This window comes from Agrobacterium sp. H141, from assembly GCF_057158725.1.
Map to the genome: position 1 here is coordinate 3,008,891 of NZ_CM169893.1, position 24,499 is coordinate 3,033,389.

Genomic DNA, 24,499 nt, shown 5'->3' on the forward strand with positions numbered 1-24,499 from the left:
TTGAATAAAAGTGCTAGGTTCGGCCGAACCCAAGGCTCCTCCCCTATTCGTGAATCTCGATGTCCCAATCCCCCATGAAATTCGACCCCGACGAACACTTCCACTCCGCGCCTTTGCGCCTGACGATTGACCTGCCGGCCATTGCCGATAATTGGCGGGACATGGCAAAGCGCTCTGGCAAGGCCCGCGCCGCCGCCGTGGTAAAGGCCGATGCCTATGGACTGGGCATAGAAGATGTCGGGCGCACGCTCTATCACGCCGGCGCGCGCGACTTCTTCGTCGCAGTTCCCGCCGAAGGCGAAACGCTTCGCCCCTATGCGCCGGAGGCACGCATCTTCGTGCTGTCCGGTGTCTGGCCGGGCATGGAACAAACCTTCTTCGACAATGATCTGGTGCCTGTTCTGGCATCGGAGGAGCAGCTTGCCTTCTGGATGTCCGCCGTCTCCAACCATGGCGATCACCCTTGCGCGCTGCATGTGGATACCGGCTTCAACCGGCTTGGGCTGCCCATGGAGGCCGCCATGGAACTGTCGAGCGACGTCTCCCGCCCGGCGAGCTTTTCGCCAGTTCTGGTCATGAGCCATCTGGCGTGCGGCGATGACCCTCAACACCCGATGAACCAGCAGCAACTGCAATCATTCCGCTCCGTTCGTGCGGCATTCGACGGTATCGAGGCGAGTGTGGCCGCCTCTGCCGGCACTTTTCATGGCCCAGACTATCACTTCGACCTGACCCGTCCGGGCATCGCCCTTTATGGCGGTGAGGCCGTGTCGGGAGTGAAAAACCCGATGCGACCCGTGGCCACGGCGGAGGCGCGCATTTTGCAGATACGCTCTGCAAAGGCCGGGGAAACGGTGAGCTATGGCGCAAGCTACAGGCTTTCGCGTGACAGCCGGCTTGCCACTGTCAGCGTCGGCTATGCCGACGGTTACCTGCGCTCCCTCTCCGGCCACGGCATCCCGTTGCGCGACAGGGTCAGCGAAGGGGCTTTCGGCTTTATCGCCGGCTACCGGGTTCCGGTGATCGGACGCATTACCATGGACATCACCATTTTCGATATGACCGATGTTCCGGAGCAGGCATTCAAGATCGGCGACTATGTCGAACTGTTCGGCCAGAACATGCTGCTCGACGATGTCGCCCGCGCCGGCGGCACCATCGGCTATGAAATGCTGACAGGCATGGGCCTGCGATATGAGCGCCGATATGTCGAACAAGAGGACATTTGATCGCTTTCCCACGATGGCTTGATAGCGAACGGAAAGCGGTCTAGAAGAGGCTCGTTCCGTATTTGTTCTTATCACACCACCGGAAGCGTAGACTGCATGGCCAAACCGAGAACCCAATTCATTTGCCAGAACTGTGGCACCGTACATTCCCGCTGGGCTGGGAAGTGTGATGGCTGTGGCGAGTGGAACACGATTGTCGAAGAAGACCCGATGGGTGGCATCGGCAGTGGACCCGGCAAGACGCCGAAAAAGGGCAAACCGGTTACTCTGACCGCCCTGTCCGGCGAGATCGAAGAGGCGCCGCGCATCGCGACCGGCATGGCGGAACTGGATCGGGCAACCGGCGGCGGGTTTGTCCGGGGCTCGGCCGTGCTGATCGGCGGCGATCCCGGCATCGGCAAATCCACGCTCTTGATGCAGGCAGCCGCCGCATTGTCGCGCAAGGGCCAGCGCGTCGTTTATGTATCCGGCGAAGAAGCCGTTGCGCAGGTGCGCCTGAGAGCGCAGCGTCTTCACGCGGCCGATACCGATGTGCTGCTGGCAGCCGAGACCAATGTCGAGGACATCCTCGCCACCATTTCAGAAGGCAAGCGACCGGATCTGGTGATCATCGATTCGATCCAGACACTCTGGAGCGACACGGCAGACAGTGCGCCGGGCACTGTCACGCAGGTGCGCACCGGCGTGCAAGCCATGATCCGTTTTGCCAAGCAGACCGGCGCCACGATGGTTCTGGTTGGTCATGTGACGAAGGAAGGCCAGATTGCCGGTCCGCGCGTGGTCGAGCACATGGTTGATGCCGTGCTCTATTTCGAGGGCGACCGAGGCCATCACTACCGCATCCTGCGGACCGTCAAGAACCGCTTTGGACCGACCGACGAGATCGGCGTGTTCGAAATGTCCGACCGGGGCCTGCGCGAGGTTGCAAACCCGTCCGAACTGTTTCTGGGCGAACGCAATGAAAAATCCCCCGGTGCCGCCGTATTTGCCGGTATGGAAGGGACGCGGCCTGTGCTGGTGGAAGTGCAGGCACTGGTTGCACCGACCTCGCTTGGAACGCCACGCCGCGCCATCGTCGGCTGGGATTCATCACGACTGGCAATGATCCTCGCGGTGCTTGAAGCCCATTGCGGCGTGCGGCTTGGACAGCACGATGTGTACCTCAATATTGCCGGTGGATACCGCATCAGCGAGCCAGCCGCCGACATGGCTGTGGCCTCAGCCCTTGTTTCATCGCTTGCCGGGCTTGCCCTTCCCGCAGATTGCGTCTATTTCGGCGAAGTCAGCCTGTCGGGCGCCGTCCGACCTGTTGCGCATACTGCCCAGCGCCTCAAGGAAGCCGAAAAGCTCGGTTTTTCCTCAGCGGTCCTGCCGGCGGCGTCTCCGGACCTTCCAAAGGGTGCGGGCAAACGCCTCAGCGAGATCGAAAGCCTGCCGGATCTGGTCGCGCGTATTGCGGGAGCCAGTTTGCGCAACAAAGGAGAAAACGACGGGGATTGAAGATTTTGCCTGTGGCGTTTTGCACGTCGGGCCGAAATAAGAGAGAATGGCTCCACCGGTGACGGTGGCAGCGGCAAACGGGGGCCGCAAGCCGGGTCTTGTGGAGTTGGATTTTATGCCCATCACGATTTTCGACGGTATTGTCATCGGCGTCGTTCTGTTTTCTGCCGTACTCGCCATGGTGCGCGGATTTTCGCGCGAAGTTCTTTCGATTGCCAGCTGGGCCGGCGCAGTGGCTGCCGCCTATTATCTGCATCCGTTCATTCTGCCCTATATCAAGAACTACACATCGGACGACCGGATCGCGCTTGCGGCCGCTGCCGGCATCGTGTTCCTGATCGCGCTGATCGTGATTTCGTTCATCACGTCGCGCATCGCAGACTTCATTATCGACAGCCGCATCGGCGCACTGGACCGCACGCTGGGCTTTCTGTTCGGCGCGGCGCGCGGCATTCTGCTACTGGTGGTCGCCGTTGCCTTCTGGAACTGGCTGATCGACGTTCGCCAGCGTCCTGACTGGGTCAATGAAGCGAAATCGAAGCCATTCCTGGATGCGCTGGTGCTGAAACTGGAAGCCGTGCTTCCGGAAGACATCGAGCCTAAGCTCAGGGCACGCATTCTCGGCAAGGAAGATGCGGAGGGCAATACGCCCGCCGAACAGGTGCCTGCCGAGGACGCACCTGCAACAAACAATTGACGCCGAGCGGTATCTGCCGCAAAAGCGCCCTCAAATGCGATCAATGGACGCCCGTTCACGGCCATGGCTGGAAAAACGTCCCCTGTGTCGCCATATGGCCAATTCGCACACGTAGCCAAGGGTTGCCGCAATGAACCACCCGCATTCCGTCCGTGAAGACAATATCCTCGATGGTGACACGCTGCATGAAGAGTGCGGCGTGTTTGGCATTTTGGGCCACCCCGATGCAGCGACGCTGACCGCACTTGGCCTGCATGCGCTTCAGCATCGCGGACAAGAAGCCGCCGGCATGGTGTCCTTCGATGGAAAGCATTTTCACACCGAAAAGCATATGGGCCTTGTGGGCGACCACTACACCGATCCGGCAACGCTTGCGAAACTGCCAGGGGCCATGACCATCGGGCACACCCGCTATTCCACGACCGGCGAAGTGGCCCTGCGCAATGTGCAGCCGCTGTTTGCCGAACTGGAAGAAGGCGGCATCGCCATTGCCCATAACGGCAACTTCACCAACGGACTGACGCTGCGTCGCCAGATCATCGCCACCGGCGCGATCTGTCAGTCGACCTCGGATACCGAGGTGGTTCTGCATCTCATCGCGCGCTCGCGCCATGCTTCCACGACCGACCGTTTCATCGATGCCATCCGGCAGATGGAAGGTGGTTATGCCATGGTTGCGCTGACGCGCACCAAGCTGATTGCAGCCCGCGACCCGATCGGCATCCGTCCACTGGTGATGGGCGATCTGGATGGTGTTCCGATCTTCGCGTCGGAAACCTGTGCGCTCGATATCATCGGTGCCAAATTCGTTCGCGATGTGCGCAATGGCGAAGTGGTCATTTGCGAGATCCAGCCCGATGGTTCGATCAGCATCGAGTCGCGCATGCCGGCGCATCCGCAGCCGGAGCGTGCCTGCCTGTTTGAATATGTCTACTTTGCCCGCCCCGATTCCGTCGTGAGCGGCCGCAATGTCTACCAGACCCGCAAGGCCATGGGCGTGAACCTTGCCAAGGAAGCGCCACTGGAGGCCGATGTTGTCGTGCCAGTTCCCGACGGCGGCACGCCGGCAGCACTCGGTTTTGCGCAGGAGAGCGGCATTCCGTTCGAATACGGCATTATCCGCAATCATTATGTGGGCCGCACCTTCATCGAGCCGACACAGCAGATCCGCGCCTTTGGCGTGAAGCTCAAGCATTCGGCCAACCGGGCGATGATCGAAGGCAAGCGCGTGGTGCTGGTCGACGATTCGATCGTGCGCGGCACGACATCCGTCAAGATCGTGCAGATGATCCGCGATGCCGGCGCCAAGGAAGTGCATATCCGCGTTGCAAGCCCGATGATTTTCTATCCCGACTTCTACGGTATCGACACGCCGGACCGGGACAAGCTGCTGGCCAACCAGTATGCAGACGAACAGGCGATGGCGAAATATATCGGCGCCGACTCGCTGGCCTTCCTGTCCATCGACGGGCTCTACATGGCCGTTGGCGGTGAACCGCGCAACGCCGCCAATCCACAATTTACCGACCACTATTTCACCGGCGACTATCCAACACGTCTTCTCGACAAGCAGAGTGACCAGTCGGTCGGCAACAAGATATCGATGCTCGCCAGCGCGGGCTGAGCGGCAAGGAATAAAGCATGACAGTTGATCTGAAGGGGCGGATCGCGCTCGTCACCGGCGCCTCACGTGGCATCGGCTATTTCACGGCGCTGGAACTCGCCAAGGCCGGTGCGCATGTCATTGCCTGCGCGCGCACCATCGGCGGGCTGGAAGAGCTGGACGATGCCATCCAGTCTGCCGGCGGTTCTGCAACGCTTGTACCCTTCGATCTCGCCGACATGAATGCCATCGACGCCTTGGGCGGTTCGATCTTCGAACGCTGGGGCAAGCTTGACATCATGGTCGCCAATGCCGGCGTGCTGGGCGTTATCTCGCCCATCGGCCATGTCGAGGCCAAGGTGTTTGAAAAGGTGATGACCATCAATGTCACCGCAACCTGGCGTCTTATCCGCTCGCTGGAACCGCTGCTTGTCAAATCGGATCAGGGACGTGCATTGATCCTGTCGTCGGGTGCTGCGCAGTCGTGCAAGCCGTTCTGGGGGCCCTACTCCGCTTCCAAGGCCGCCGTCGAAGCGCTGGCACGCACATGGGCCGGCGAGACGAAGCGGCTGCCGCTCAAGATCGTCTCGGTCGATCCCGGTGCCACACGGACCGCCATGCGCGCACAGGCGATGCCGGGCGAAGATCCCGATACGCTGCCCCATCCGCGCGACGTTGCATCGGCACTTCTTCCGCTATGCGGTCCCGAGCTGACCGAAACCGGCAAATTGTTCGTGGTGCGCGAAGGCAAGCTCAAGGACTACCGCCTGCCGGAATAGGTAACCTACCTCGCCTTCCCCGGGCGTTGATTGCCGCCCGCCAAAATCTGGAGTAGTAGGTTTACGGAGGTTTCACCGCACAAGGCGAAACTTTCCTGCCTCAGGAACATGCAGCCCTTTCAAGGAGTGGTCATGCCACCGGACCTGACCGACGTCCAGAAAGAACAGGCAGAGGCCGTTGCAAATCTCGTCGCCGCCGCGATGGTGCGGCTCAATCGCGAGCATGGCAAGGAAGCGGTTCTGGAAGCCATGCGGTTGATCAGCTCTGCCATGACCAGCAATGAATGGCGCAAGCAAGTCGGCAACGCGCTGATTAACAATGCTCCCCCGGAAGAGGCTGGCTAGATGTGGAACCTCAACAGGTTGTCTCGGGGCAGGCCGAGGCGACTGATTGGTGTTTTTGATTTTAGTGCGCCGTGAGGGCGATGCCAATTGTACATGTGGGTCCAGTTTGGCAGATGCGTTTTCCGGATTGCTGACGAGGGATAGGCTCGTGCATACGCCCACTCCCGCAAGGCGGTCTGAATGAAGCGTTCGGCCTTGCCGTTGGTTTTTGGCGTATAGGGTCTGGTTCGAATGTGCTTCAGGCCAAGCGCCTTGCAGGCCTTGGCAAACTCCTTGGCGACATAGCAGGACCCGTTGTCGGTCATCACGCGCGTGACCGTGACGCCAAGACTTTCATAATAGGCAACGGCAGCTTTGAGGAAGGCGATGGCGCTGACGGCTTTTTCATCCGGGAAGATGTCTGTGAAAGCGATGCGCGAGGCATCGTCGATGCAGACATGGACATATTCCCAGCCGACACCGCGCGAGTTGCTCTGCTTGGTCCTGTCGCCTGTGATCCTGTGGCCGACACGATCGAAACGGCCAAGGCGCTTGATGTCGAGATGGATCAGGCCGCCCGGTTCGGCATATTCGTAGCGGACCACAGGTTCGGCTGGATCGATATCCTTCATCCGGGATAGACCAGCCCGCCTGAGAACGCGGCTGACGGTAGCAGGAGACACGCCGGTTTCCATGGCGATGTGCTTGCCGGTCAGACGTTGTCTACGAAGATAGAGGATACGTTCGACAACACTTCCGTCCGTCTGTCGCGGGCTACTGGCAGGACGCGACGAACGATCCATCATTGCCGCCAGGCCCGATGCCTTGAAGCGTTCCGTCCAGCGAGAAACGATTTTCGGTGAAACACGATAGACCCGCGCGGCCTGCGCTTTCGACAGCCTGCCGCCAAGAACAGCGGCAGCCATTTCTTCTCGACGGAGCGGCGTCAGTCGGGCATTCTTGTGGATGTTCATTCGGAGCGATCCTGGAGGTCTGAGGTGTGGTAACTCCAGTCTCCTAAATCCGCTCCGAATGGACAACCTCCTGAAAGCTCACAGCTAGACACGCCGCGTTCACGCCTTGGCACCGGCGCGGCAGCGTCGAATTGGCTGTGCATGCTGCGCAGCAGATCGCGTTTGTCATCTGACCGTCAGCTAATTGTCAGCTTTCTCATCGTAACAATTTTGTCATATTGCGATGGAGCGTGTTCTGACAGATTCTTTCAATTCAATGACGCAGGACACCGTGCATCTTCTGTCTCATGCGGAAGAGACGCGCACTGATCCCGGCAATGGCGAACTGACCGAGATACAGAGGGAAGCTGCCGCCGCTTCAGCCAATCTGATCGTGGCGACCGTTGTGCGCCTCGAAATGGAGCATGGCGAGGCCGCGGCCTTGGAGGCCTTGCGGCTGGTCCTTTCGGCCGTTCCCGCCGACCAGACCCGGCAGCTGATGATCGACACAATGATCGCGGCAGAGCGGGAGCTTCACTGAAGCGCGCAATTTTCCAGATTTGGCCATCGACATTGGTTGACGGGGTTCCGTGAACCAGCCCGACCTGAAGAGGCAAGGTCGATGTTCGGGCGACATAAAGCGCGAAGCCCTCTCCCGAGATATGGCCGGGCAATCGCGGCATGGACCGTGACATTCAAAAGCGCGTAAAAATCCGAGAATTGTCAGTAAATAGTCGATACGCCCTTGAAACATACCTTTTAGTTGGTATGTTTAGTTATGAAAGCCATTCAGAGAAAGAAACAGCCTGAAAAGGTGCGGCGCATGCTGCTGGATGCGGCAGCGAGAATTGCCACGCATCGTGGCATTGCAGACGTGACAGTCGATGCAGTGTGCCTGGAGGCCGGCGTGACCAAGGGGGCCTTCTTCCACCACTATCCCAGCAAGGCAGTGCTGATCCGTGCCGTTTTCGACGATCTCATCGAGCGTTTCGACCTTGATCTCAACGAGCGCATGGACGCGGACCACGCCCCTTACGGACGGTTCAGCCGCGCCTATATTGCAGCCGTTCTGGCAGAGGGAAAAGCTGGAAGCGAACCGCTTTGGGCCGCACTTTACGTGTCTACGCTTGCCGATGCCGATCTTCGCCAGAGCTGGGCGCAGTGGATTGGCGGCAAGCTTTCCGACCATGGCGAGAGTGCGAACCTTACTCTCAGGATTGCCCGCGCTGCGGCAGACGGGCTCTGGCTCGATACCATTACCGGCACGGCCGCTGCGCCAAACGAGGTGCGCGCCATGACTGAACAACTGAACGCCATGACCCGAGAGCGCCTATCATGAACCCTGTCTATGTCACCTACGGCTCTCTCGCGATCGCAGTTGCTTTCGAAGTCGCCGGCACCAGCCTTTTGCAGCAGACCCAGCAGTTCACACGGCTATGGCCATCTGTGATGAGCCTTTTGTGCTATGGAGCCGCGTTCTACATGCTGTCTATTGCGTTGCGCACGCTGCCTGTCGGCATCGCCTATGCCTTGTGGAGCGGCTTCGGCATCGTTCTTGTGTCTGCCGTTGGCTGGTTTGTCTTTCGCCAGGGGCTGGATCTTGCCGCCATTATCGGGCTTGCATTGATCATTGCCGGCATTGTCGTCATCAACGTGTTCTCGTCGACGGTCTCGCACTGAATTCGAAGAGGTGAAGACTGCTGCCCTTATATTGGCGAGGCTTCAAGCGGAAGCCGACGCTATCTGACGACTGGGCATCGCACCATTATCGCCGCTGAAAACCGTGACGACAGGTGCCAGTCGAACGCAATTTCGCCCGGCATCCTTGGCAGCATAAAGACCTCGATCGGCCGCCGCCAGCAAATCGTCGAGCCCTTGGTCGACATTACTGCGCCGGGCAATGCCGATGCTCGTGGTGACTTTGAGCGCTTTACCCTGAAATGGCGTCACCATCTCTTCAATGGATTGACGTAAGGCTTCGGCGGTCGCGAGCGCATGTTCCAGGCTCTGACCGGGAATGAGGCATGCGAATTCCTCGCCGCCAATACGGGCAAAATTCCACTGCGGCGAGAGTTTGCTCTGGAGCAACCGCGCAACGGCTATCAACACCTGATCGCCGGCTGCATGGCCATGGGTGTCGTTGATCGTCTTGAAGTCATCAATATCGAGCAGCAACAGACACTCCTGGCATGCCGTATCCGACAGGAGGTCCTGCGCATGCTTCACAAACGAGCGGCGATTGCGGATGTTTGTCAGGGAATCGCGCTCCGAAGCCAGCTCGAAAATGCGGCCATCGCGTTCCTTGTACAGCACCAGCAAGCCGACAAGGCAGACAATCCCCACCAGCGTCATACAGAGGGTCAACAGGGCAAACCATCCGGCATGGCTCCCATCCGGCAGATAGCTCGGCCCAAGCAGGAATGTCAGGGGGATGATCATAAACCAGCCCAGGCCACGGGCGATGTTCACGCTTGCGACAATCATGCGGGACGGAAGAGGTTCATCGGCGGCCGCTCTTTTGATTTCCCAACCGGACAGCGTCGCATAGGTACCGAGAACCAGGGAGACTGCGATGCTGCGCAAAACTACCGATGCATGAACAGCCGGTACAAGCGAATAGGCAAACCAGAGAATGGCACCAAGAATGGCATACAGAAAATGAGCTCTTCGCCCATGGAACAGGACGACGCCGAGCCAGAACAATCCGGCTCCCAGATTGACCAAGGTGAGACCGACGGAGGTTTCGAACCAAAGCGGCAGGCTGCCGCGCATACCATGGATGAGACTTCCGGCGGATCCCGTCAGTGCCGCCGCGATCAGGACCTTGACCACCGGGCTTGCAGGCTTTCTGATCGACGCCCTGATGAGAAGAATACCGGCCATTAGAATCGTCGCGGCAAACAACACCAGCAGGGTCGGCAGATGCAACAGATCATTCATAGCGGACAACTCGTCTCGGGGGCGTTACAACACGCTAGGGCACATGGTCTTTAAAAAGCTTTACGTTACGTGAGCATTGCTCACATATGTCAAAAGACAACGGAGCGCAGGCACGCCCCTTGACCAATTCCCCGGCCCGCGCCATAACCGTGACCATGAAAACGACGATCTGCATTTGCCGGATTATTATTCGCTAGCGCATCCGCTGGCCTGGCCGTTTTCGTCTCCTGAACAAGTCCCAGATGACAAGCGACCCGGTCCAGCCGGCAAGACTGTTATTATGGGAGAAACGCATGGCCACGGGCCTGAAGCTTTACAATACACTGACGCGCGACAAGATCGACTTTGAACCGATCGATGCTGATAACGTGCGCATGTATGTCTGCGGTCCGACCGTCTACGACTTTGCCCATATCGGCAATGCCCGCCCGGTGATCGTGTTCGATGTGCTGTTCCGGCTGCTGCGCCATCTCTATGGCGCTGACCACGTGACCTATGCCCGCAACATCACCGATGTCGACGACAAGATCAACGCGCGGGCGCTGCGCGATTTTCCCGATCTGCCGCTCAACGAGGCCATCGCCAAAGTCACGCAAAAGACGGCCGATCAGTTTCACTCCGATGTCGCCGCCCTGGGCGCATTGCCGCCCAGCATAGAGCCGCGCGCGACCGACAACATCGCGCAGATGGTCGCCATCATCCAGCAATTGCTGGACAAGGGCCATGCCTATGTGGCCGAAGGCACAGAGGGCAAGGAAGTGCTGTTTGCAACCGGATCCATGGCCGATTACGGACAGCTTTCGAAGCGCAAGCTGGAGGACCAGCAGGCGGGTGCGCGCGTTGCGGTTGAAGCGCACAAGAAGAACCCTGCAGACTTTGTGCTGTGGAAGGAATCGGCTGCCGACCAGCCCGGCTGGGCCGGCGACTTCGTCCTCGATGGCGAGAAAACCGCTATCCATGGTCGCCCCGGCTGGCATATCGAATGCTCTGCCATGTCCGGCCGTTATCTCGGTGAGGAATTCGATATTCACGGTGGCGGGCTCGACCTGATCTTCCCGCACCACGAAAACGAGATCGCCCAGTCGCGTTGCGCCCACGGCACCCATGTCATGGCCAATGTGTGGATGCATAACGGCTTCGTGCAGGTCGAAGGCCGCAAGATGTCGAAGTCGGATGGCAACTTCGTCACCATCCACGACCTTCTGGAAACGGACACCTTTGGCGGACGCAAATGGCCGGGCGAGGTCCTGCGGCTCGCCATGTTGATGACGCATTACCGCGAACCGATCGACTTTTCGGTGAAGCGGCTGGAGGAAGCTGAAAGGCTGCTCGCCAAATGGCCTGCCGGAGATGGCGGAGATGCCAGCCCCGACCCATCCGTCATGGCTGCTCTGGCTGACGATCTGAACACCGTCGCGGCCATTCATGCGCTGCATGCACTGGCATCCGCTGCCAATGCCGATCCATCCAGACTGGCGCGTTTCGTCGCCAGCGCCGAACTGCTTGGCGTTGCGCCGAAGAAGTCCGATATCAGCGACGACCTGACACGTGCGGTCCAGGCCCTGGTCGATATGCGGCTTGAAATGCTGAAGTCGAAGAACTTCGCCGAAGCCGACAAGCTGCGCGACGACCTCGCCGCCAAGGGTATCCAGTTGAAGGATGGCAAGGACAAGGAGACCGGCGAGCGGGTGACAAGCTGGGAGGTGAAGCGGTGAATTGTGGGAGCTGGCAGCAAGGCATATGTTGAGACATATGCCTGCGCTTGAGAGAGGTCGAAATGACATGGAAAGACAGGTTAGGATCTTCAAGAACGGTCGCAATCGCGCCGTTGGCATTCCTGTTGCATTCGATTTCCCGGGCGACGCGGTGATCATGCGCAAGGAGGGCAATAAAATTACCCTTGAGCCGGTGAATGCTGCCAGACAGAGCTTTAGCGAGTGGCTGCGCACGCAGCCGTCGCTGGACCACGATGATATGGATGTCGACTTTGACCTGCGTGAACCGGCGCCGCGAGACATCGTCCTATGACATCGCCTCGCTACATGCTGGATACCGACATCGTCTCTGACGCCATGCGCAACCCGGTTGGTGAGACTGGCAAGCGGTGGTTTGATCTGGGGGACGATGCACTGTGCGTCAGTTCGATCGTCGCCTCCGAATTGCGCGTCGGTGGCCTGAAGCGAGGCTCGGCGCGACTGCATGCGATTGTCGAGGAATTTCTCACGCGCATTCAGATACTCCCTTACGAGGCGGAGGCGAGCCATCATTTTGCCGAGATACGCAACTTGCGTGAGAAACAGGGAAAGCCGATTGGCACGACCGATCTCTTCGTGGCCGCCCATGCACGCTCGCTCGGCATGACCTTGGTTACAGCCAATGTCCGCGAATTTTCGGCGGTCCCTGAATTCAGGATCGAAAACTGGTTGGAGGATGCAGGATGACAGCCCATTCCGGAGGTTGCCAGTGCGGGGCGGTGCGCTATCGGGCCGAGGGCGGTATCCGCAATGCGCATCTATGCCATTGCCGCATGTGCCAGAAGGCGGCGGGCAATTATTTCATGCCGCTCGGAAATGCCGCCTGGGAGAATTTCTGGATCACGCGCGGCGAGCCTAGCTGGTTCCAGTCCTCCGACAAGGTGCGCCGGGGCTTTTGCGAAAAATGTGGAACGCCGTTGTTCTTCGACGGCAATAGCGACCACATCAATATCGTCCTGGGCTCGCTGGATGAGCCGGCGAGCGTCATGCCACGCATGCAATGCGGCACGGACGCCAAGATGCCGTGGTTCGGCGAACTGGACGGGATCGCGCATCAACCGGACTCGGAAGAAGAGCAAGCCTGGCTTCGAGAGGTTGCTCAAGCCGTCCATCAACATCCTGACCATGACACGGAGACATGGCCCGAGGAGGAAACCCAGTGAGCGCTTCATCCTATTCCGGCGGCTGCCAGTGCGGCGCGGTGCGGTTCAAGGCGAGAGGCAAGTTGACCGCCTCGATCTGCCATTGTCGCATGTGCCAGAAGGCATTCGGTGCCTATTACGCGCCGCTCGTCGACGTCAAGGACGGAACGGTCGAATGGACTCGGGGTGCGCCGAAGCGCTTCCCCTCCTCCAACTTCGCCATGCGCGGCTTTTGTGCAAATTGCGGCACGCCGCTGACCTATGAAGCGCCCGACGGGATCGCGCTTGCGGCCGGTGCCTTCGACGATCCCTCGGCGCTGCCACCGGTGGTGCAGTATGGGGTGGAAGCCAAGATCGGCTTTGTCGAGCACCTGCATGACCTGCCGGAACACACCACGCTGGATGACGTCGAAAACGCGCCGTTTCTGACCGAGATCGTCACCTTCCAGCATCCTGATACCGATACCACAAGCTTCGATGTTCACCCTGCCGTCGAGCCAGATCATTGGCGCCCCAAGGAGCAAGGCGTATGACAGAAGGTGCGTTTTCCGGCGGTTGCCAATGCGGTGCCGTGCGTTTCAAGGCCACAAAGCTCGGGCGCCCGTCGATCTGCCATTGCCGCATGTGCCAGAAACAGTTCGGCAGCTTTTTCGGTGCCTTCATCTCTGCCGATCTGGCGCATCTCACCTGGACACGCGGGCAGCCGACGCTGTTTCGATCGTCCGCAAAGGTGAAGCGCGGCTTTTGCGCGAAATGTGGCACGCCCCTCACCTATCAGCATCCAGGCGGCCTTGAACTCGCGATCGGCACGCTCGATCATCCGGAACTTCACGAGCCACAAATTCAGGTCAACCATGACAAAGGTCTGCCATGGATCGACAGTCTTTTCACCAAGCCTTATCTTCAGGACGCCGACGCAGAGGCATTTTTTCAAACCATCGAGAGTTACCAGCATCCCGACCACGATACCGATGTCTGGCCCGACTAATTTCAGAGATGGAGATTTTTATCATGAAACATAGCGATACCAAACTCGTAGACGACCACCCTTGGCTGTTCATGCTGTTCGGCGTGACAGGCGCAATTCTTCTGGTAGTCATCGATCTGGCGACGAAAGATGCGGACCAGTCGCTCATCCGGGAATCCGGCGGCATCGAAATGGCGACCGCGCTGCTTTACGGTTATGCCGCAGTGCTTTGGCTCTGGACCCGCACCGGTGCCGAATGGAAGACCTCGTGGCAAATCCCGACTGTCATGGTGATGATGATGGGCCGCGAGCTGGATCTCGACAAGAAAATTACCAGTGTCGGGCTCTTGAAAAGCGACCTCTATCTGACGACCCAGGCGCCGATGATGGAACGTCTGCTCGGTGTGATCGCGATAGCCTTTACCGTTACCATGGCCGTGCGCCTCATCCGCATCAATGGACCGACCTTCATCCGTGGACTGCGCCAGCCAACACTCTGGGCCTGGGCCACGGTCGGCAGCATCGGCTTTGCCGTGGTTTCGAAATCGGTCGACGGGCTGCACCGCAAGCTTCTGCCACTTGGCATCGACATCACCCATCATACCGCCGTGGAAGCCGAATTCCTCGAGGAGTTCCTCGAACTCGGGATTCCGTTGATGTTCATGGTCGCCATCTTGTCGAGTTTCATCGTGCGGCAGATCGAAGTGCGCAGCTTGCAGCGGAGTTACCAATGACCGAGCTGGCATCGGGCGAACTGCACAGCTTCTATCCCGAGATCGAACCATTCGAGACCGGCTTTCTCGAAGTTGGCGACGGTCATCGCGTCTATTTCGAACGGGTGGGCACGAGGGGCGCAAAGCCTGCCGTCTTTCTTCATGGCGGTCCGGGCGGCACCATTGGCCCCATTCATCGACGCCTCTTCGATCCTGCACTTTACGACGTCATTTTGTTTGACCAGCGCGGCTGCGGCAGGTCGACGCCGCATGCCTCGCTTGAGGCAAACACCACCTGGCACCTGGTGTCCGACATCGAAAAGCTGCGCGCGATGATCGGCGCGGACAAATGGCTGGTGTTCGGCGGCTCCTGGGGCTCCACGCTGGCGCTTGCCTATGCGGAAACCCATCCGGATCGCGTGTCCGAACTCGTGTTGCGCGGCGTCTATACGCTGACAAAGGCGGAGCTGGCCTGGTACTACCAGTTCGGTGTCTCCGAGATGTTTCCGGATCGCTGGGAGCAGTTCGTCGCCCCCATTCCGGAAGCGGAACGCTCAAACATGATGGCAGCCTATCACAGGCGCCTGACCGAAGAGGACCGCGAGACCCAGCTCGAATGTGCCCGCGCCTGGAGCCAGTGGGAAGGGGCGACGATCTCGCTCCTGCCCGATCCCGACCGCACCGAAAATTTTGGCGAGGCGGAATTTGCGCTCGCCTTTGCCCGCATCGAAAACCACTTCTTCATGAATGCCGGCTGGCTTGAGGAAGGCCAGCTGATCCGCGATGCTTATAAGCTGAAGGACATTCCCGGCGTCATCGTGCATGGACGCTACGATATGCCCTGCCCGCTGCGCTATGCGTGGGATCTTGCCAAGGCCTGGCCGCGCGCCGAATTCCACATTATCGAAGGTGCTGGCCATGCGTTTACGGAACCGGGTATCCTCGACCAGCTGATCCAGGCGACGGACCGATTTGCGGGGAAGCCTTGAGATGACGTGGATGCAAGATGTCCCTTCTGCCCGGCCAGGCATCTCCCCCACAAGGGAGCAGACAGCTGGGCGACTGCGTCTTGCCGGGCCCGCACCCAGCCATCTTTCGCCCGCTCCAGATGATCAAAGCGCGAAGCAATCTGGGTGCCTCGACGGTCAGAGGCTCGGTCTCTCCGCGCGTGCGGGGGAGACGGCCGTCAGGCCAGAGGGTGACTTTGACAAACATACAACGACAAGACTGCCCGGGAGGCGCCATCCATGACTCGTGAAAAGATCTTTTTCTTCGATACCACCCTGCGCGACGGGCAGCAGACGCCGGGAATCGACTTTTCGCTGGAAGACAAGATCGCGATTGCGACCATGCTCGACAATTTCGGCATCGATTATGTCGAGGGTGGCTATCCGGGAGCCAACCCCACCGATACCGCTTTCTTTTCCAAGAAGCGCACGTTACGCGCCTCCTTTGTCGCCTTTGGCATGACCAAGCGCGCAGGCGTGTCGATCTCCAACGATCCGGGGCTGAACCAGATCATCCAGTCGCAATCGGATGCGATCTGTTACGTGGCCAAGAGTTGGGACTATCATGTGAAGGTCGCACTGGGCTGCACCAATGAGGAAAACCTGCAATCAATCCACGACAGCGTGAAAGCGGCCGTCGCGGCCGGCAAGGAGACGTTGGTCGATTGCGAACACTTCTTCGACGGATACAAGGCCAATCCAAATTATGCGCTGGCCTGCGCCAGGACTGCCTATGACGCCGGCGCGCGCTGGGTGGTGCTGTGCGATACCAATGGCGGCACACAACCTTCGGAAATCCGCGACACCGTTTCGGCCCTGATCGCAGCCGGCGTTCCGGGGTCGGCGCTTGGCATCCATGCCCACAACGATACCGGACAGGCCGTTGCCAATTCGTTGGCCGCCATCGAGGCCGGGGTGCGGCAGGTACAGGGTACGCTCAACGGCATCGGCGAGCGTTGTGGCAATGCCAATCTCATTACGCTTATCCCGACGCTGATGCTGAAGGATACCTATGCGGCGCGCTTTAAGACCTCGATCGACCGCGAGAAGCTGCTGGAGCTTACCAGTCTCAGCCACGCCTTCGACGAACTTCTCAACCGCTCGCCGGACCATCAGGCGCCCTATGTCGGTGCGTCAGCCTTTGCGACCAAGGCCGGCATTCATGCATCCGCGCTGCTGAAGGACCCGAAGACCTACGAACATGTGCCGCCGGAAACTATTGGCAATTTCCGCAAGGTCATGGTGTCGGACCAAGGGGGCAAGGCCAATTTCATCAACGAGCTCAAGCGCCGCAAGATCGATGTCGCCAAGGACGATCCCCGTCTCGATACGCTGATCTCGATCGTCAAGGAGCGCGAAGCGACCGGCTATGCCTATGAGGGTGCCGATGCGAGTTTCGAACTGCTGGCACGCCGCACGCTGGGCACGGTTCCTGACTTCTTTGGCATTGACGGTTTCCGGGTGATGGTGGAGCGACGCTTCGATGCCAATGGCGACCTGAAGACAGTCTCGGAAGCCGTGGTGCGGCTCGTGGTCGACGGGCAAAAGATCATGTCGGTTGCGGAAGGCGACGGCCCCGTCAACGCGCTCGACCTGGCGCTTCGAAAGGATCTGGGCAAATACCAGCATGAAATCGACGATCTGGAACTGGTGGATTTCAAGGTGCGTATCCTCAATGGCGGCACCGAGGCGATCACCCGCGTTCTGATCGAATCCGCCGATGGCGACGGCCAGCGCTGGTGGACAGTCGGCGTCTCCGAAAACATCATCGACGCGTCTTTCCAGGCCCTGATGGATTCGATCGTCTACAAGCTGATGAAGAACCGCGCGCTGGCGGGCAGAATTGCTGCGGAGTAAGCCATGCGGCTCAACCAGGTCACTGTCACCCTGCCCGATCTCGATGCCGGCTGGGATTTTTACACAGCGCTCGGCCTTCAGCCCATCGTCGATTCGCGGCCGCACTATGTGCGTTTCCTCTGCCCCGATGGCGACAGTACATTTTCGCTGCATCAGGGCGAGGCAAGTGGCGGCGGCACCACGGTCTATTTCGAATGCGATGATCTCGACGCCGAGGTCGCTCGCCTGAAGGCCAGAGGCCTGAGCTTCACGACCGGCCCTCAGGATCAGTCCTGGCTGTGGCGGGAAGCTGAGATTTTCGACCCCGGCGGCAATCGCGTTTTACTCTATTTCGCCGGCGAAAATCGTATCGATCCGCCCTGGCGGGTCAAAGAACGGTCAGACTGACATAACTATGTGAGCGAAGGTGAGCAGCTTAGCTGACCGGCCCTCCGGTACCTCCTTAAAAGGCTGTGTCTGGTGACGGGTTGCAGTCCCGGATAGTTCAAGTAAATGAATTTGCTCATTCATGCAGGTTCCGCTACCGCGTTGAAAAAAGCAGTTGGGCGGATAACACCATGGCGACGAACACGACGGTTGAAGTGCCGAAGAATGAAGATAGCGGGCGCGGGTTCATGTTTGCGCTTTCGGCCTATCTCCTGTGGGGCTTCCTGCCTCTCTACATGAAGGCGGTGGCACATATATCGCCAGCGGAAGTGATATCGCATCGCGTGCTCTGGTCTGTGCCAGTGGCTGGTATCATCCTCATTCTGCTGCGCCGGACCGGCGATCTCAAAATTGCGCTGCGTTCCCCGCGCATGCTGGCCATGGCAGCGCTGACAGCGGCTCTCATCAGCGTCAACTGGGGCATCTATGTCTGGGCCATCGGTGCCGGGCGCGCGCTCGACACCGCCCTTGGCTATTTCATCAATCCGCTGTTTTCGATCATGCTCGGTTCGCTGCTGCTGAAGGAAAAATTGCTGAAAACCCAAATTGCAGCCATTGTTCTTGCCGCCATCGCTGTTGCCATATTGGCATTCGAGACCGGCAGTCTGCCCTGGGTGGCACTCAGCCTTACGGTGACCTGGGGATTTTACGCCTTCTTCCGCAAGACACTGCCGATCGGGCCCAATCAAGGCTTCCTGCTGGAAGTCTTGCTGCTCGCACCATTTGCGCTTGGATATCTCATCTATCTGGCAATCACCGGTCAGGGGCATTTCCTGGCGTCCGATCGCACCGACACGCTGCTCTTGATGGCGAGCGGTCTCGTCACCGCAGTCCCCTTGATCCTTTATGCCAACGGGGCCAAGCTCTTGCGGCTATCGACCATCGGGATCATGCAATATATTGCGCCGACCATGATCTTTCTGGTCGCCGTCTTCATATTCCACGAACCGTTCGGCACGGCCCGCGCCATCGCCTTCCCGCTGATCTGGGCAGCGCTGGTCGTTTATTCCTGGCCGTTGCTGACGGCCTACCGCAAACGTCCGCCCACAACGCCACCCTTGTGATTTCAGAGCGAGGTTATCGCACATGAAGATGACGGATATTCCCTTCGGCACCACAGACTGGAGCACAGTCGAAGCGACAGACCATCCCGGCGAAACCGGGGCCGCGCGCTGGCGGACACGCCAGTTCGGCGATATCCGCGTTCGCATGGTCGAATACACGCCGGGTTATCTGGCCGACCACTGGTGCGTCAAAGGCCATGTGCTGTTTTGCGTCTCCGGCGAACTGACGACCGAGCTGGAAGATGGCCGCATCTTCGTGCTCAGGCCTGGTATGAGCTATCAGGTCGCAGACAATGCAGAACCGCATCGCTCATCGACGCAAGTTGGTGCCGTTTTGTTCATCGTTGACTGATATCGGGTAGACGGTGTCGAATAGCATCATGACAAAAGCTCAGGGATGCGTCCCGGAGCCAGTGAATATATCGGAGCCAAACACGTGTCCAATGTCGTGGAATTCAAGCGCCCCCCGAAGCCCAAAGAGCCGAAGCCGCCACGGCCAGGCCTGAAAAAGCTGCTGGTCGCGCTCGGCGTCATTGCGGCCTTCGTTCTTGCCTGGGCGTATTTCAACTATTTCGGCAGCTAGGCGCATCAGGCCCAGAGTTCAGAGTTCAGAGTTCAGAGTTTTGAGATGACCTCTTCGGCGCCGGACGGGTCACTCATCTGCTGCCATTTCTCCATGATCTGCGGAACGATATCCCCCACCTGATCGATCACCAGCGGCTGGACCAGATGGGCTGTGTGGATAAAGCCCTGCTCTTGCATGTGACGAATGAGTTCCAGCATCGGATCCCAGAACCCGCCGACATTGGCAAAGACCATCGGCTTGCCGTGACGTCCAAGCTGCGCCCAGGTCATGATCTCGACAATCTCTTCCAGCGTGCCAATACCGCCTGGTAGCGTGACAAAGGCATCGGCGCGCTCGAACATGGCATGTTTGCGCTCATGCATGTCCTTGGTGACAATCAGTTCGTCGAGTTGCCCCAGCGAATGGCGCGTGGCTTCCATGTCGACCAGAAATTCGGGTATGATGCCGGTGACATTGCCGCCGGCGGACAGAACACCGCTTGCGACAGCGCCCATGATGCCCTTGGTTCCACCGCCATAGACGAGGCGGAAACCGTTTTCAGCAATCGCCCGACCAAGCGCGCGGCCGGCATTCATATAGATGTCACCGCGCCCCGGCTGAGAACCGCAATAGACGCAAATAGATCGATTTGGCACAGATTTTCCAGTCATTTCAACAAAAGAGGCAGATGGTACGGCGAGGCCCATAAAATTGGCGGAAAAGGCTTAAAGGCACAAGCCTTTGCACGCTGCAACGCTTGTGCATCGAGATAGATAACGCTAGCAAGAAAAAAGGGGAATATCGGCCCTCGGTTGTAGGAATTGGCAACCGCGCGTCTGGAGAGGCTTGATGATGAAAAACCGCGCCGGCTGGCTGGCTCTACTGGTTCTTGGCTTTGCAACCATACTGATGGTGTTTTTCGTGTTGCCGCGAATTACCGAGGATCCCCAACCGAGCGGCAGCGAGCAGACCCCATCGAAATCTGCTGATACTGCCCCCGTCACCAGTGCCGTGACCGAAGCGACGGAAAAGATGTCACGCCTGAAGGAGGAAGCCAGCAATGCGGTGAAGGGGCTGGCTTCGCTGTTTGCCGATTCACAAATCCCGACAGCTGATGCCTATGCCGGTGCCAGAGCCGTTGCAGAAACCTCCGTCTCGGCCTTGGCCGCGATCAACATTCCCGACGATATTGAAAAGACAGCCGGCGCCGCCATGACCGCCACACGCGCCGGTGCGCAAAAGGCGCTCTCCGTTTTGAAGGCCCTGCCCAGCGAACCTGAGGCTGCAGCGCCGCTTATCGGATTGATCGAGAAGGCTCTCGACGGCATGGACGTCGACGTGCCGGCCAGCGAAGGCTCTTCTGCGTCAGCGGATCAAGCCCCTGCTGTCAGCGCAGAGGTATTTCCCGAATTCGATGTGTTGCGGGTCGAACCCGATGGGTCAACCGTCATTGCCGGTCGCTCGCTTCCTGACAGCCAGGTCGACGTCGTTGACGGCGACACGGTGATTGCCACCGACAAGGCCGGTGAAAGCGGCGATTTCGTCGCCGTGACCGAAAACCCGCTGCCACCTGGCGATTACGCGCTTTCCCTGCGTGCAACGACCAAGGACGGCAAGGTCGTGACCTCAAAACAGGTGGCGACGGTTTCCGTCCCCAAGGATGCCAGCGGAAATCTTCTGGCCATGATCACAACGCCCGGGCAAGCGAGCAAGGTTCTGACAATGCCGGACCAGGTGGCTGAATCGACCAAGCAGCCTCGTGTTGCCGAGCAGTCAACGGAGGCTCCTGCGCCAGCCGAAACGGCAGCCACTGCCGAACCGGCCGAAACAGCCGAACTGCCACCGTCCACCACCACGACGGAGCCGGCATTTGCGTCATCCGGCGATGGTCAGGCGATCCGCGTCACCGCAGTCGAAATTGAAGACGAGAAAATCTTCATTGCCGGTGCGACGAAAAAGGGTGGCACAGTGCGCGCTTATGCCGACGAGACGTTCGTTGGCGATGCCAGCGCCGATGCCGGCGGCAATTTCGTGGTCGAAGGCAAGATGTCGCTTTCAGTTGGCTCTCACACGATCCGGGTCGATCTGATCGACGAAAACGGCAATGTAATCGTGCGCGCCTCCGTGCCGTTCGAACGGCCTGAAGGCTCTCAGGTCTCCGTGGTTGCCAAGGCACCCGACGCTGAAAGCGGCCAGCCGGACGCGCTGGTTCCTCTGGAAGAAGGCGCCTTCGAGAAGCAGCGTGACGCGCTGTCCAAGTCCTTTGCCATACTTCGCTCGCTCTATGTCGACGGCAAGCAGCCGACCATGGAAGCGCTGGCCGCTGCCCGGTCTGCGACCTCCTTCTCGCTGAAGTCCTTAAGCGAGTTCCGCCCATCCACCAATGCCGGCGAACAGATTGCGGCGAATATCGCCAAGACGGCCAAGGCTGCAGGCAAGGCATTGGACACGCTTCAGGCACTGCCGCAAGATGTGGCGGCGGTTGGCGCTGCCCTTCCCGATCTGGCAAAGTTGATCGATGAGGTACTGAACGCTGCTCCGACACCGACACAGGCCCCTGCGGCCATCGCGTCGGGAACAGACGCTGCCTCGGGGGCGCAGGTGCAGACCGCAGCCGGCGAACCGGCGACCATCGAGCAAGCCCCTCTGACCAAGAGCGCCAACAGCGTGATCATTCGTCGCGGCGATACGCTCTGGCAGATCTCGCGACGCATCTACGGTCAGGGCGTTCGCTATACGACGATCTATCTGGCCAATGAGGGGCAGATCCTCAATCCCGACCTGATCGAACCGGGACAGATCTTCACGATCCCGGACAGTGCTTTGCCGGAAAATGAGGCCGAAGATATCCATCGCCGTCGTCTGCGCGGGGAAAAACCGGGCAACTAACCGGCCTCAAATACCCTAGTTTGCCGGCCTGCCATTGCATTCGCATAACCATGGCCCTATCTGCTGAGCGGCGGCGGTTCCTCAAGGACCGCCGCTTTTCATCTTGAAATACAGGTTACCCGGGGGCGGAAGACCATGGCCGACACCAAGAAAACCGTATCTGCGGACGACAGCAATCCATTGCGGACACTGTTGAACCTCTGGCCCTTCATGTGGCCGGCGGAACGCTTCGATCTGAAGATGCGCGTTGTGTGGGCCTCCGTGTTTCTGGTGTTCGCCAAGGCCGTGTTGATGCTGGTGCCCTATTTCTTCAAATGGGCGACCGATGCATTGGATGGCAAGATGGATGCGACGGGCATCCTGCCGCTGTTCCTCTTGTCTGCCGTGGCGCTTGTGGCCGGCTATAACGTCGCCAAGATCGCCCAGTGGGGGCTGAACCAGCTCCGAGACGCCCTTTTTGCCAGTGTCGGGCAATATGCCGTGCGCCGGCTCGCCAATCTGACCTTCGTCCATATGCATCAGCTGTCGCTGCGCTTTCATCTGGAGCGCAAGACCGGCGGGCTTTCGCGCATCATCGAGCGCGGCACAAAGGGTATCGAAACGATTGTCCGCTTTACCATCCTGAACTCGATCCCGACCGTGCTGGAATTTCTGCTGACGGCTGTCATCTTCTGGTGGGGCTACGGTTTTTCCTATCTTGCGGTCACGGCTGTGACTGTGGCTGCCTATATCTGGTTCACCATCCGGGCCAGCGACTGGCGCATTTCCATCCGCCGCGCCATGAACAACAGCGATACCGAGGCCAATACCAAGGCGATCGATTCGCTTCTCAACTTCGAGACGGTAAAATATTTCGGCAATGAAGACATGGAAGCCCGTCGCTTCGACGATTCCATGGAGCGCTATGAGAAATCGGCGACCCAGGTCTGGACCTCGCTTGGCTGGCTGAACTTTGGCCAGGGCGTCATCTTCGGTCTGGGGATGACGGTGATGATGATCATGTCGGCGCTTGCCGTTCAGCGCGGCGAGCAGACTGTGGGTGATTTCGTCTTCGTCAACGCCATGCTGCTGCAGCTTTCGGTGCCGCTCAACTTTATCGGCTTCGTCTATCGCGAAATCCGCCAGGGGTTGACGGATATCGAGCAGATGTTCGATCTGCTGAACGTTGCGCCGGAGATCACCGACAAGGAAGGGGCCAAGCCGCTGCAGATCAACCAGGGTGCCATTGCATTCCACGATGTGCATTTTTCCTATGATCCCGACCGACCGATCCTCAAGGGTATTTCGTTCGAGGTTCCGGCAGGCAAGACCGTTGCGGTGGTCGGACCGTCGGGTGCCGGCAAGTCGACGATCTCCCGCCTCCTCTACCGGTTCTACGACGTTCAGTCGGGCGCGATTACCATCGATGGCCAGGATGTGCGCGAAATCACGCAAAAGAGCCTGCGTTCCGCCATCGGCATGGTGCCGCAGGACACCGTGCTGTTTAACGATTCCATTGCCTACAACGTGCGCTATGGCAGGCCGTCGGCCTCTGATGAGGATGTCGAACAGGCCGCCGAAGTGGCGCAGATCAAGCATTTCATTGCCGACCTGCCGCAAGGGTTCAAGACCATGGTTGGCGAGCGTGGACTGAAGCTGTCGGGCGGCGAAAAGCAGCGTGTGGCGATCGCGCGTACCGTTTTGAAGGCGCCGCCGATCCTGATCCTCGACGAGGCGACATCGGCGCTCGACACCACCACCGAGCAGGAAATTCAGGCCGCACTGGACGTTGTATCGCAAAACCGTACCACGCTGGTGATCGCCCACAGACTGTCGACGGTGGTCAATGCCGACGAGATCATCGTGCTGAAGGGCGGGCAGATTGCCGAACGGGGAACCCATCGCGATCTCCTCGACCAGAATGGCCTTTATGCCTCGATGTGGAATCGACAGCGTGAAGCCACCGAAGCAGAAGAGCATTTGCGCCAGGTGCGCGAAAGCGATGCCGAGGGTGTGGTGATCCGCAAGCAGCCGGCGAACTGACGGGCGCGGCGAGCAAGCGTTGCCTCTGGAAATCCGTTGGCCAATCACCACATCAGGCATGAGGGACG

At 59.3% G+C, this 24,499-nt stretch carries 27 protein-coding genes; 24 read left to right on the top strand and 3 right to left on the bottom strand.

Annotated features, from left to right (window positions below):
• Window positions 1–74: 74 nt before the first annotated feature.
• The 6 genes from alr (at window position 75) to ACWPM9_RS14000 (ending at window position 6,153) form a co-directional block, all read left to right on the top strand.
• On the top strand, window positions 75–1,229 hold the full coding sequence (gene alr, locus ACWPM9_RS13975; RefSeq protein ID WP_484755505.1) for an alanine racemase: 1,155 nt from the start codon (window positions 75–77) through the stop codon (window positions 1,227–1,229).
• 96 nt (window positions 1,230–1,325) lie between these two features.
• Window positions 1,326–2,729: a DNA repair protein RadA gene (gene radA / locus ACWPM9_RS13980; RefSeq protein WP_428185211.1), complete on the top strand. Its 1,404-nt coding sequence runs from the start codon at window positions 1,326–1,328 to the stop codon at window positions 2,727–2,729.
• A gap of 115 nt (window positions 2,730–2,844) precedes the next feature.
• Window positions 2,845–3,426: a CvpA family protein gene (locus ACWPM9_RS13985; protein ID WP_428185212.1), complete on the top strand. Its 582-nt coding sequence runs from the start codon at window positions 2,845–2,847 to the stop codon at window positions 3,424–3,426.
• 130 nt (window positions 3,427–3,556) lie between these two features.
• Window positions 3,557–5,050: an amidophosphoribosyltransferase gene (gene purF, locus ACWPM9_RS13990; RefSeq protein WP_484755506.1), complete on the top strand. Its 1,494-nt coding sequence runs from the start codon at window positions 3,557–3,559 to the stop codon at window positions 5,048–5,050.
• 17 nt (window positions 5,051–5,067) lie between these two features.
• Window positions 5,068–5,808, top strand: a complete 741-nt coding sequence (locus ACWPM9_RS13995; protein WP_428185214.1) for an SDR family NAD(P)-dependent oxidoreductase — start codon at window positions 5,068–5,070, stop codon at window positions 5,806–5,808.
• Window positions 5,809–5,940: 132 nt separating this feature from the next.
• A complete protein-coding gene (locus tag ACWPM9_RS14000; protein WP_428185215.1) occupies window positions 5,941–6,153 on the top strand; it encodes a hypothetical protein in 213 nt (70 codons plus the stop codon).
• On the opposite strand, the gene ACWPM9_RS14005 is transcribed toward ACWPM9_RS14000, so the two are convergent.
• Window positions 6,150–7,106: an IS481 family transposase gene (locus tag ACWPM9_RS14005; protein ID WP_484755507.1), complete on the bottom strand. Its 957-nt coding sequence runs from the start codon at window positions 7,104–7,106 to the stop codon at window positions 6,150–6,152. The genes ACWPM9_RS14000 and ACWPM9_RS14005 overlap by 4 nt on opposite strands.
• Window positions 7,107–7,362: 256 nt before the next feature.
• On the opposite strand from ACWPM9_RS14005, the gene ACWPM9_RS14010 reads away from it, so the two are divergent.
• The 3 genes from ACWPM9_RS14010 to ACWPM9_RS14020 all read left to right on the top strand — a co-directional run bounded on the left by ACWPM9_RS14010 (window position 7,363) and on the right by ACWPM9_RS14020 (window position 8,765).
• Entirely contained in the window at window positions 7,363–7,626 is a 264-nt protein-coding gene (locus ACWPM9_RS14010) for a hypothetical protein (protein WP_484755508.1), read from the top strand.
• 237 nt (window positions 7,627–7,863) lie between these two features.
• Window positions 7,864–8,424 (top strand): TetR/AcrR family transcriptional regulator, encoded by a 561-nt coding sequence (locus ACWPM9_RS14015; RefSeq protein WP_484755509.1) that lies wholly within the window; start codon window positions 7,864–7,866, stop codon window positions 8,422–8,424.
• Window positions 8,421–8,765 (top strand): DMT family transporter, encoded by a 345-nt coding sequence (locus ACWPM9_RS14020; protein WP_428185218.1) that lies wholly within the window; start codon window positions 8,421–8,423, stop codon window positions 8,763–8,765. The genes ACWPM9_RS14015 and ACWPM9_RS14020 overlap by 4 nt, the downstream gene beginning before the upstream one ends.
• A gap of 42 nt (window positions 8,766–8,807) precedes the next feature.
• On the opposite strand, the gene ACWPM9_RS14025 is transcribed toward ACWPM9_RS14020, so the two are convergent.
• On the bottom strand, window positions 8,808–10,025 hold the full coding sequence (locus ACWPM9_RS14025) for a GGDEF domain-containing protein (protein ID WP_484755510.1): 1,218 nt from the start codon (window positions 10,023–10,025) through the stop codon (window positions 8,808–8,810).
• A 293-nt stretch (window positions 10,026–10,318) separates the two neighbouring features.
• Between ACWPM9_RS14025 and cysS the strand changes: the two genes are divergently transcribed.
• The 13 genes from cysS (at window position 10,319) to ACWPM9_RS14090 (ending at window position 19,538) form a co-directional block, all read left to right on the top strand.
• Complete coding sequence (gene cysS, locus ACWPM9_RS14030) at window positions 10,319–11,740, top strand: cysteine--tRNA ligase (RefSeq protein ID WP_484755511.1); 1,422 nt, start codon at window positions 10,319–10,321, stop codon at window positions 11,738–11,740.
• A gap of 67 nt (window positions 11,741–11,807) precedes the next feature.
• On the top strand, window positions 11,808–12,053 hold the full coding sequence (locus tag ACWPM9_RS14035) for an antitoxin (RefSeq protein WP_484755512.1): 246 nt from the start codon (window positions 11,808–11,810) through the stop codon (window positions 12,051–12,053).
• Window positions 12,050–12,466, top strand: a complete 417-nt coding sequence (locus ACWPM9_RS14040) for a PIN domain-containing protein (RefSeq protein ID WP_484755513.1) — start codon at window positions 12,050–12,052, stop codon at window positions 12,464–12,466. The genes ACWPM9_RS14035 and ACWPM9_RS14040 overlap by 4 nt, the downstream gene beginning before the upstream one ends.
• Entirely contained in the window at window positions 12,463–12,942 is a 480-nt protein-coding gene (locus tag ACWPM9_RS14045; RefSeq protein ID WP_484755514.1) for a GFA family protein, read from the top strand. The genes ACWPM9_RS14040 and ACWPM9_RS14045 overlap by 4 nt, the downstream gene beginning before the upstream one ends.
• Entirely contained in the window at window positions 12,918–13,454 is a 537-nt protein-coding gene (locus tag ACWPM9_RS14050; RefSeq protein ID WP_428185224.1) for a GFA family protein, read from the top strand. The genes ACWPM9_RS14045 and ACWPM9_RS14050 overlap by 25 nt, the downstream gene beginning before the upstream one ends.
• On the top strand, window positions 13,451–13,909 hold the full coding sequence (locus ACWPM9_RS14055) for a GFA family protein (protein ID WP_484755515.1): 459 nt from the start codon (window positions 13,451–13,453) through the stop codon (window positions 13,907–13,909). Before ACWPM9_RS14050 ends, ACWPM9_RS14055 begins: the two co-directional genes overlap by 4 nt.
• A 23-nt stretch (window positions 13,910–13,932) precedes the next feature.
• Complete coding sequence (locus ACWPM9_RS14060) at window positions 13,933–14,622, top strand: hypothetical protein (protein WP_484755516.1); 690 nt, start codon at window positions 13,933–13,935, stop codon at window positions 14,620–14,622.
• Entirely contained in the window at window positions 14,619–15,590 is a 972-nt protein-coding gene (gene pip / locus ACWPM9_RS14065; protein ID WP_484755517.1) for a prolyl aminopeptidase, read from the top strand. Before ACWPM9_RS14060 ends, pip begins: the two co-directional genes overlap by 4 nt.
• A gap of 258 nt (window positions 15,591–15,848) precedes the next feature.
• On the top strand, window positions 15,849–17,465 hold the full coding sequence (cimA, locus tag ACWPM9_RS14070) for a citramalate synthase (protein ID WP_484755518.1): 1,617 nt from the start codon (window positions 15,849–15,851) through the stop codon (window positions 17,463–17,465).
• Window positions 17,466–17,468: 3 nt separating this feature from the next.
• Window positions 17,469–17,852, top strand: coding sequence for a VOC family protein (locus ACWPM9_RS14075; RefSeq protein WP_484755519.1), 384 nt, complete (start codon window positions 17,469–17,471; stop codon window positions 17,850–17,852).
• A 170-nt stretch (window positions 17,853–18,022) separates the two neighbouring features.
• Window positions 18,023–18,955, top strand: coding sequence for an EamA family transporter RarD (gene rarD, locus ACWPM9_RS14080; protein WP_484755520.1), 933 nt, complete (start codon window positions 18,023–18,025; stop codon window positions 18,953–18,955).
• 22 nt (window positions 18,956–18,977) lie between these two features.
• Complete coding sequence (locus ACWPM9_RS14085) at window positions 18,978–19,307, top strand: DHCW motif cupin fold protein (RefSeq protein ID WP_484755521.1); 330 nt, start codon at window positions 18,978–18,980, stop codon at window positions 19,305–19,307.
• A gap of 84 nt (window positions 19,308–19,391) precedes the next feature.
• Window positions 19,392–19,538 carry a hypothetical protein gene (locus ACWPM9_RS14090; protein WP_484755522.1) on the top strand — a complete coding sequence of 49 codons (147 nt, stop codon included), beginning with the start codon at window positions 19,392–19,394 and terminating at the stop codon, window positions 19,536–19,538.
• Window positions 19,539–19,570: 32 nt separating this feature from the next.
• On the opposite strand, the gene ACWPM9_RS14095 is transcribed toward ACWPM9_RS14090, so the two are convergent.
• Window positions 19,571–20,191: an LOG family protein gene (locus ACWPM9_RS14095; protein WP_484755523.1), complete on the bottom strand. Its 621-nt coding sequence runs from the start codon at window positions 20,189–20,191 to the stop codon at window positions 19,571–19,573.
• A gap of 178 nt (window positions 20,192–20,369) precedes the next feature.
• Here ACWPM9_RS14095 and ACWPM9_RS14100 point away from each other — a divergent pair, with 178 nt between their 5' ends.
• Together ACWPM9_RS14100 and ACWPM9_RS14105 are read left to right on the top strand one after the other, a co-directional pair.
• Complete coding sequence (locus ACWPM9_RS14100) at window positions 20,370–22,409, top strand: LysM peptidoglycan-binding domain-containing protein (protein ID WP_484755524.1); 2,040 nt, start codon at window positions 20,370–20,372, stop codon at window positions 22,407–22,409.
• A gap of 135 nt (window positions 22,410–22,544) precedes the next feature.
• Entirely contained in the window at window positions 22,545–24,431 is a 1,887-nt protein-coding gene (locus tag ACWPM9_RS14105) for an ABCB family ABC transporter ATP-binding protein/permease (protein WP_428185234.1), read from the top strand.
• The last annotated feature ends 68 nt before the right edge of the window (window positions 24,432–24,499 follow it).

Bases quoted from the DNA above. Each gene is read 5' to 3' on its own strand.
- ACWPM9_RS14105 (WP_428185234.1), top strand. From the start codon at position 22,545: ATGGCCGACACCAAGAAAACCGTATCTGCGGACGACAGCAATCCATTG.
- ACWPM9_RS13985 (WP_428185212.1), top strand. From the start codon at position 2,845: ATGCCCATCACGATTTTCGACGGTATTGTCATCGGCGTCGTTCTGTTT.
- ACWPM9_RS14035 (WP_484755512.1), top strand. From the start codon at position 11,808: ATGGAAAGACAGGTTAGGATCTTCAAGAACGGTCGCAATCGCGCCGTT.
- ACWPM9_RS14010 (WP_484755508.1), top strand. From the start codon at position 7,363: ATGACGCAGGACACCGTGCATCTTCTGTCTCATGCGGAAGAGACGCGC.
- ACWPM9_RS14050 (WP_428185224.1), top strand. From the start codon at position 12,918: ATGGCCCGAGGAGGAAACCCAGTGAGCGCTTCATCCTATTCCGGCGGC.
- ACWPM9_RS14045 (WP_484755514.1), top strand. From the start codon at position 12,463: ATGACAGCCCATTCCGGAGGTTGCCAGTGCGGGGCGGTGCGCTATCGG.
- radA (WP_428185211.1), top strand. From the start codon at position 1,326: ATGGCCAAACCGAGAACCCAATTCATTTGCCAGAACTGTGGCACCGTA.
- ACWPM9_RS13995 (WP_428185214.1), top strand. From the start codon at position 5,068: ATGACAGTTGATCTGAAGGGGCGGATCGCGCTCGTCACCGGCGCCTCA.
- ACWPM9_RS14100 (WP_484755524.1), top strand. From the start codon at position 20,370: ATGATGAAAAACCGCGCCGGCTGGCTGGCTCTACTGGTTCTTGGCTTT.
- pip (WP_484755517.1), top strand. From the start codon at position 14,619: ATGACCGAGCTGGCATCGGGCGAACTGCACAGCTTCTATCCCGAGATC.
- ACWPM9_RS14060 (WP_484755516.1), top strand. From the start codon at position 13,933: ATGAAACATAGCGATACCAAACTCGTAGACGACCACCCTTGGCTGTTC.
- ACWPM9_RS14040 (WP_484755513.1), top strand. From the start codon at position 12,050: ATGACATCGCCTCGCTACATGCTGGATACCGACATCGTCTCTGACGCC.
- ACWPM9_RS14020 (WP_428185218.1), top strand. From the start codon at position 8,421: ATGAACCCTGTCTATGTCACCTACGGCTCTCTCGCGATCGCAGTTGCT.
- ACWPM9_RS14095 (WP_484755523.1), bottom strand. From the start codon at position 20,191: ATGACTGGAAAATCTGTGCCAAATCGATCTATTTGCGTCTATTGCGGT.
- ACWPM9_RS14075 (WP_484755519.1), top strand. From the start codon at position 17,469: ATGCGGCTCAACCAGGTCACTGTCACCCTGCCCGATCTCGATGCCGGC.
- ACWPM9_RS14000 (WP_428185215.1), top strand. From the start codon at position 5,941: ATGCCACCGGACCTGACCGACGTCCAGAAAGAACAGGCAGAGGCCGTT.
- ACWPM9_RS14085 (WP_484755521.1), top strand. From the start codon at position 18,978: ATGAAGATGACGGATATTCCCTTCGGCACCACAGACTGGAGCACAGTC.
- cysS (WP_484755511.1), top strand. From the start codon at position 10,319: ATGGCCACGGGCCTGAAGCTTTACAATACACTGACGCGCGACAAGATC.
- ACWPM9_RS14015 (WP_484755509.1), top strand. From the start codon at position 7,864: ATGAAAGCCATTCAGAGAAAGAAACAGCCTGAAAAGGTGCGGCGCATG.
- purF (WP_484755506.1), top strand. From the start codon at position 3,557: ATGAACCACCCGCATTCCGTCCGTGAAGACAATATCCTCGATGGTGAC.
- cimA (WP_484755518.1), top strand. From the start codon at position 15,849: ATGACTCGTGAAAAGATCTTTTTCTTCGATACCACCCTGCGCGACGGG.
- alr (WP_484755505.1), top strand. From the start codon at position 75: ATGAAATTCGACCCCGACGAACACTTCCACTCCGCGCCTTTGCGCCTG.
- ACWPM9_RS14025 (WP_484755510.1), bottom strand. From the start codon at position 10,025: ATGAATGATCTGTTGCATCTGCCGACCCTGCTGGTGTTGTTTGCCGCG.
- ACWPM9_RS14055 (WP_484755515.1), top strand. From the start codon at position 13,451: ATGACAGAAGGTGCGTTTTCCGGCGGTTGCCAATGCGGTGCCGTGCGT.
- ACWPM9_RS14005 (WP_484755507.1), bottom strand. From the start codon at position 7,106: ATGAACATCCACAAGAATGCCCGACTGACGCCGCTCCGTCGAGAAGAA.
- rarD (WP_484755520.1), top strand. From the start codon at position 18,023: ATGGCGACGAACACGACGGTTGAAGTGCCGAAGAATGAAGATAGCGGG.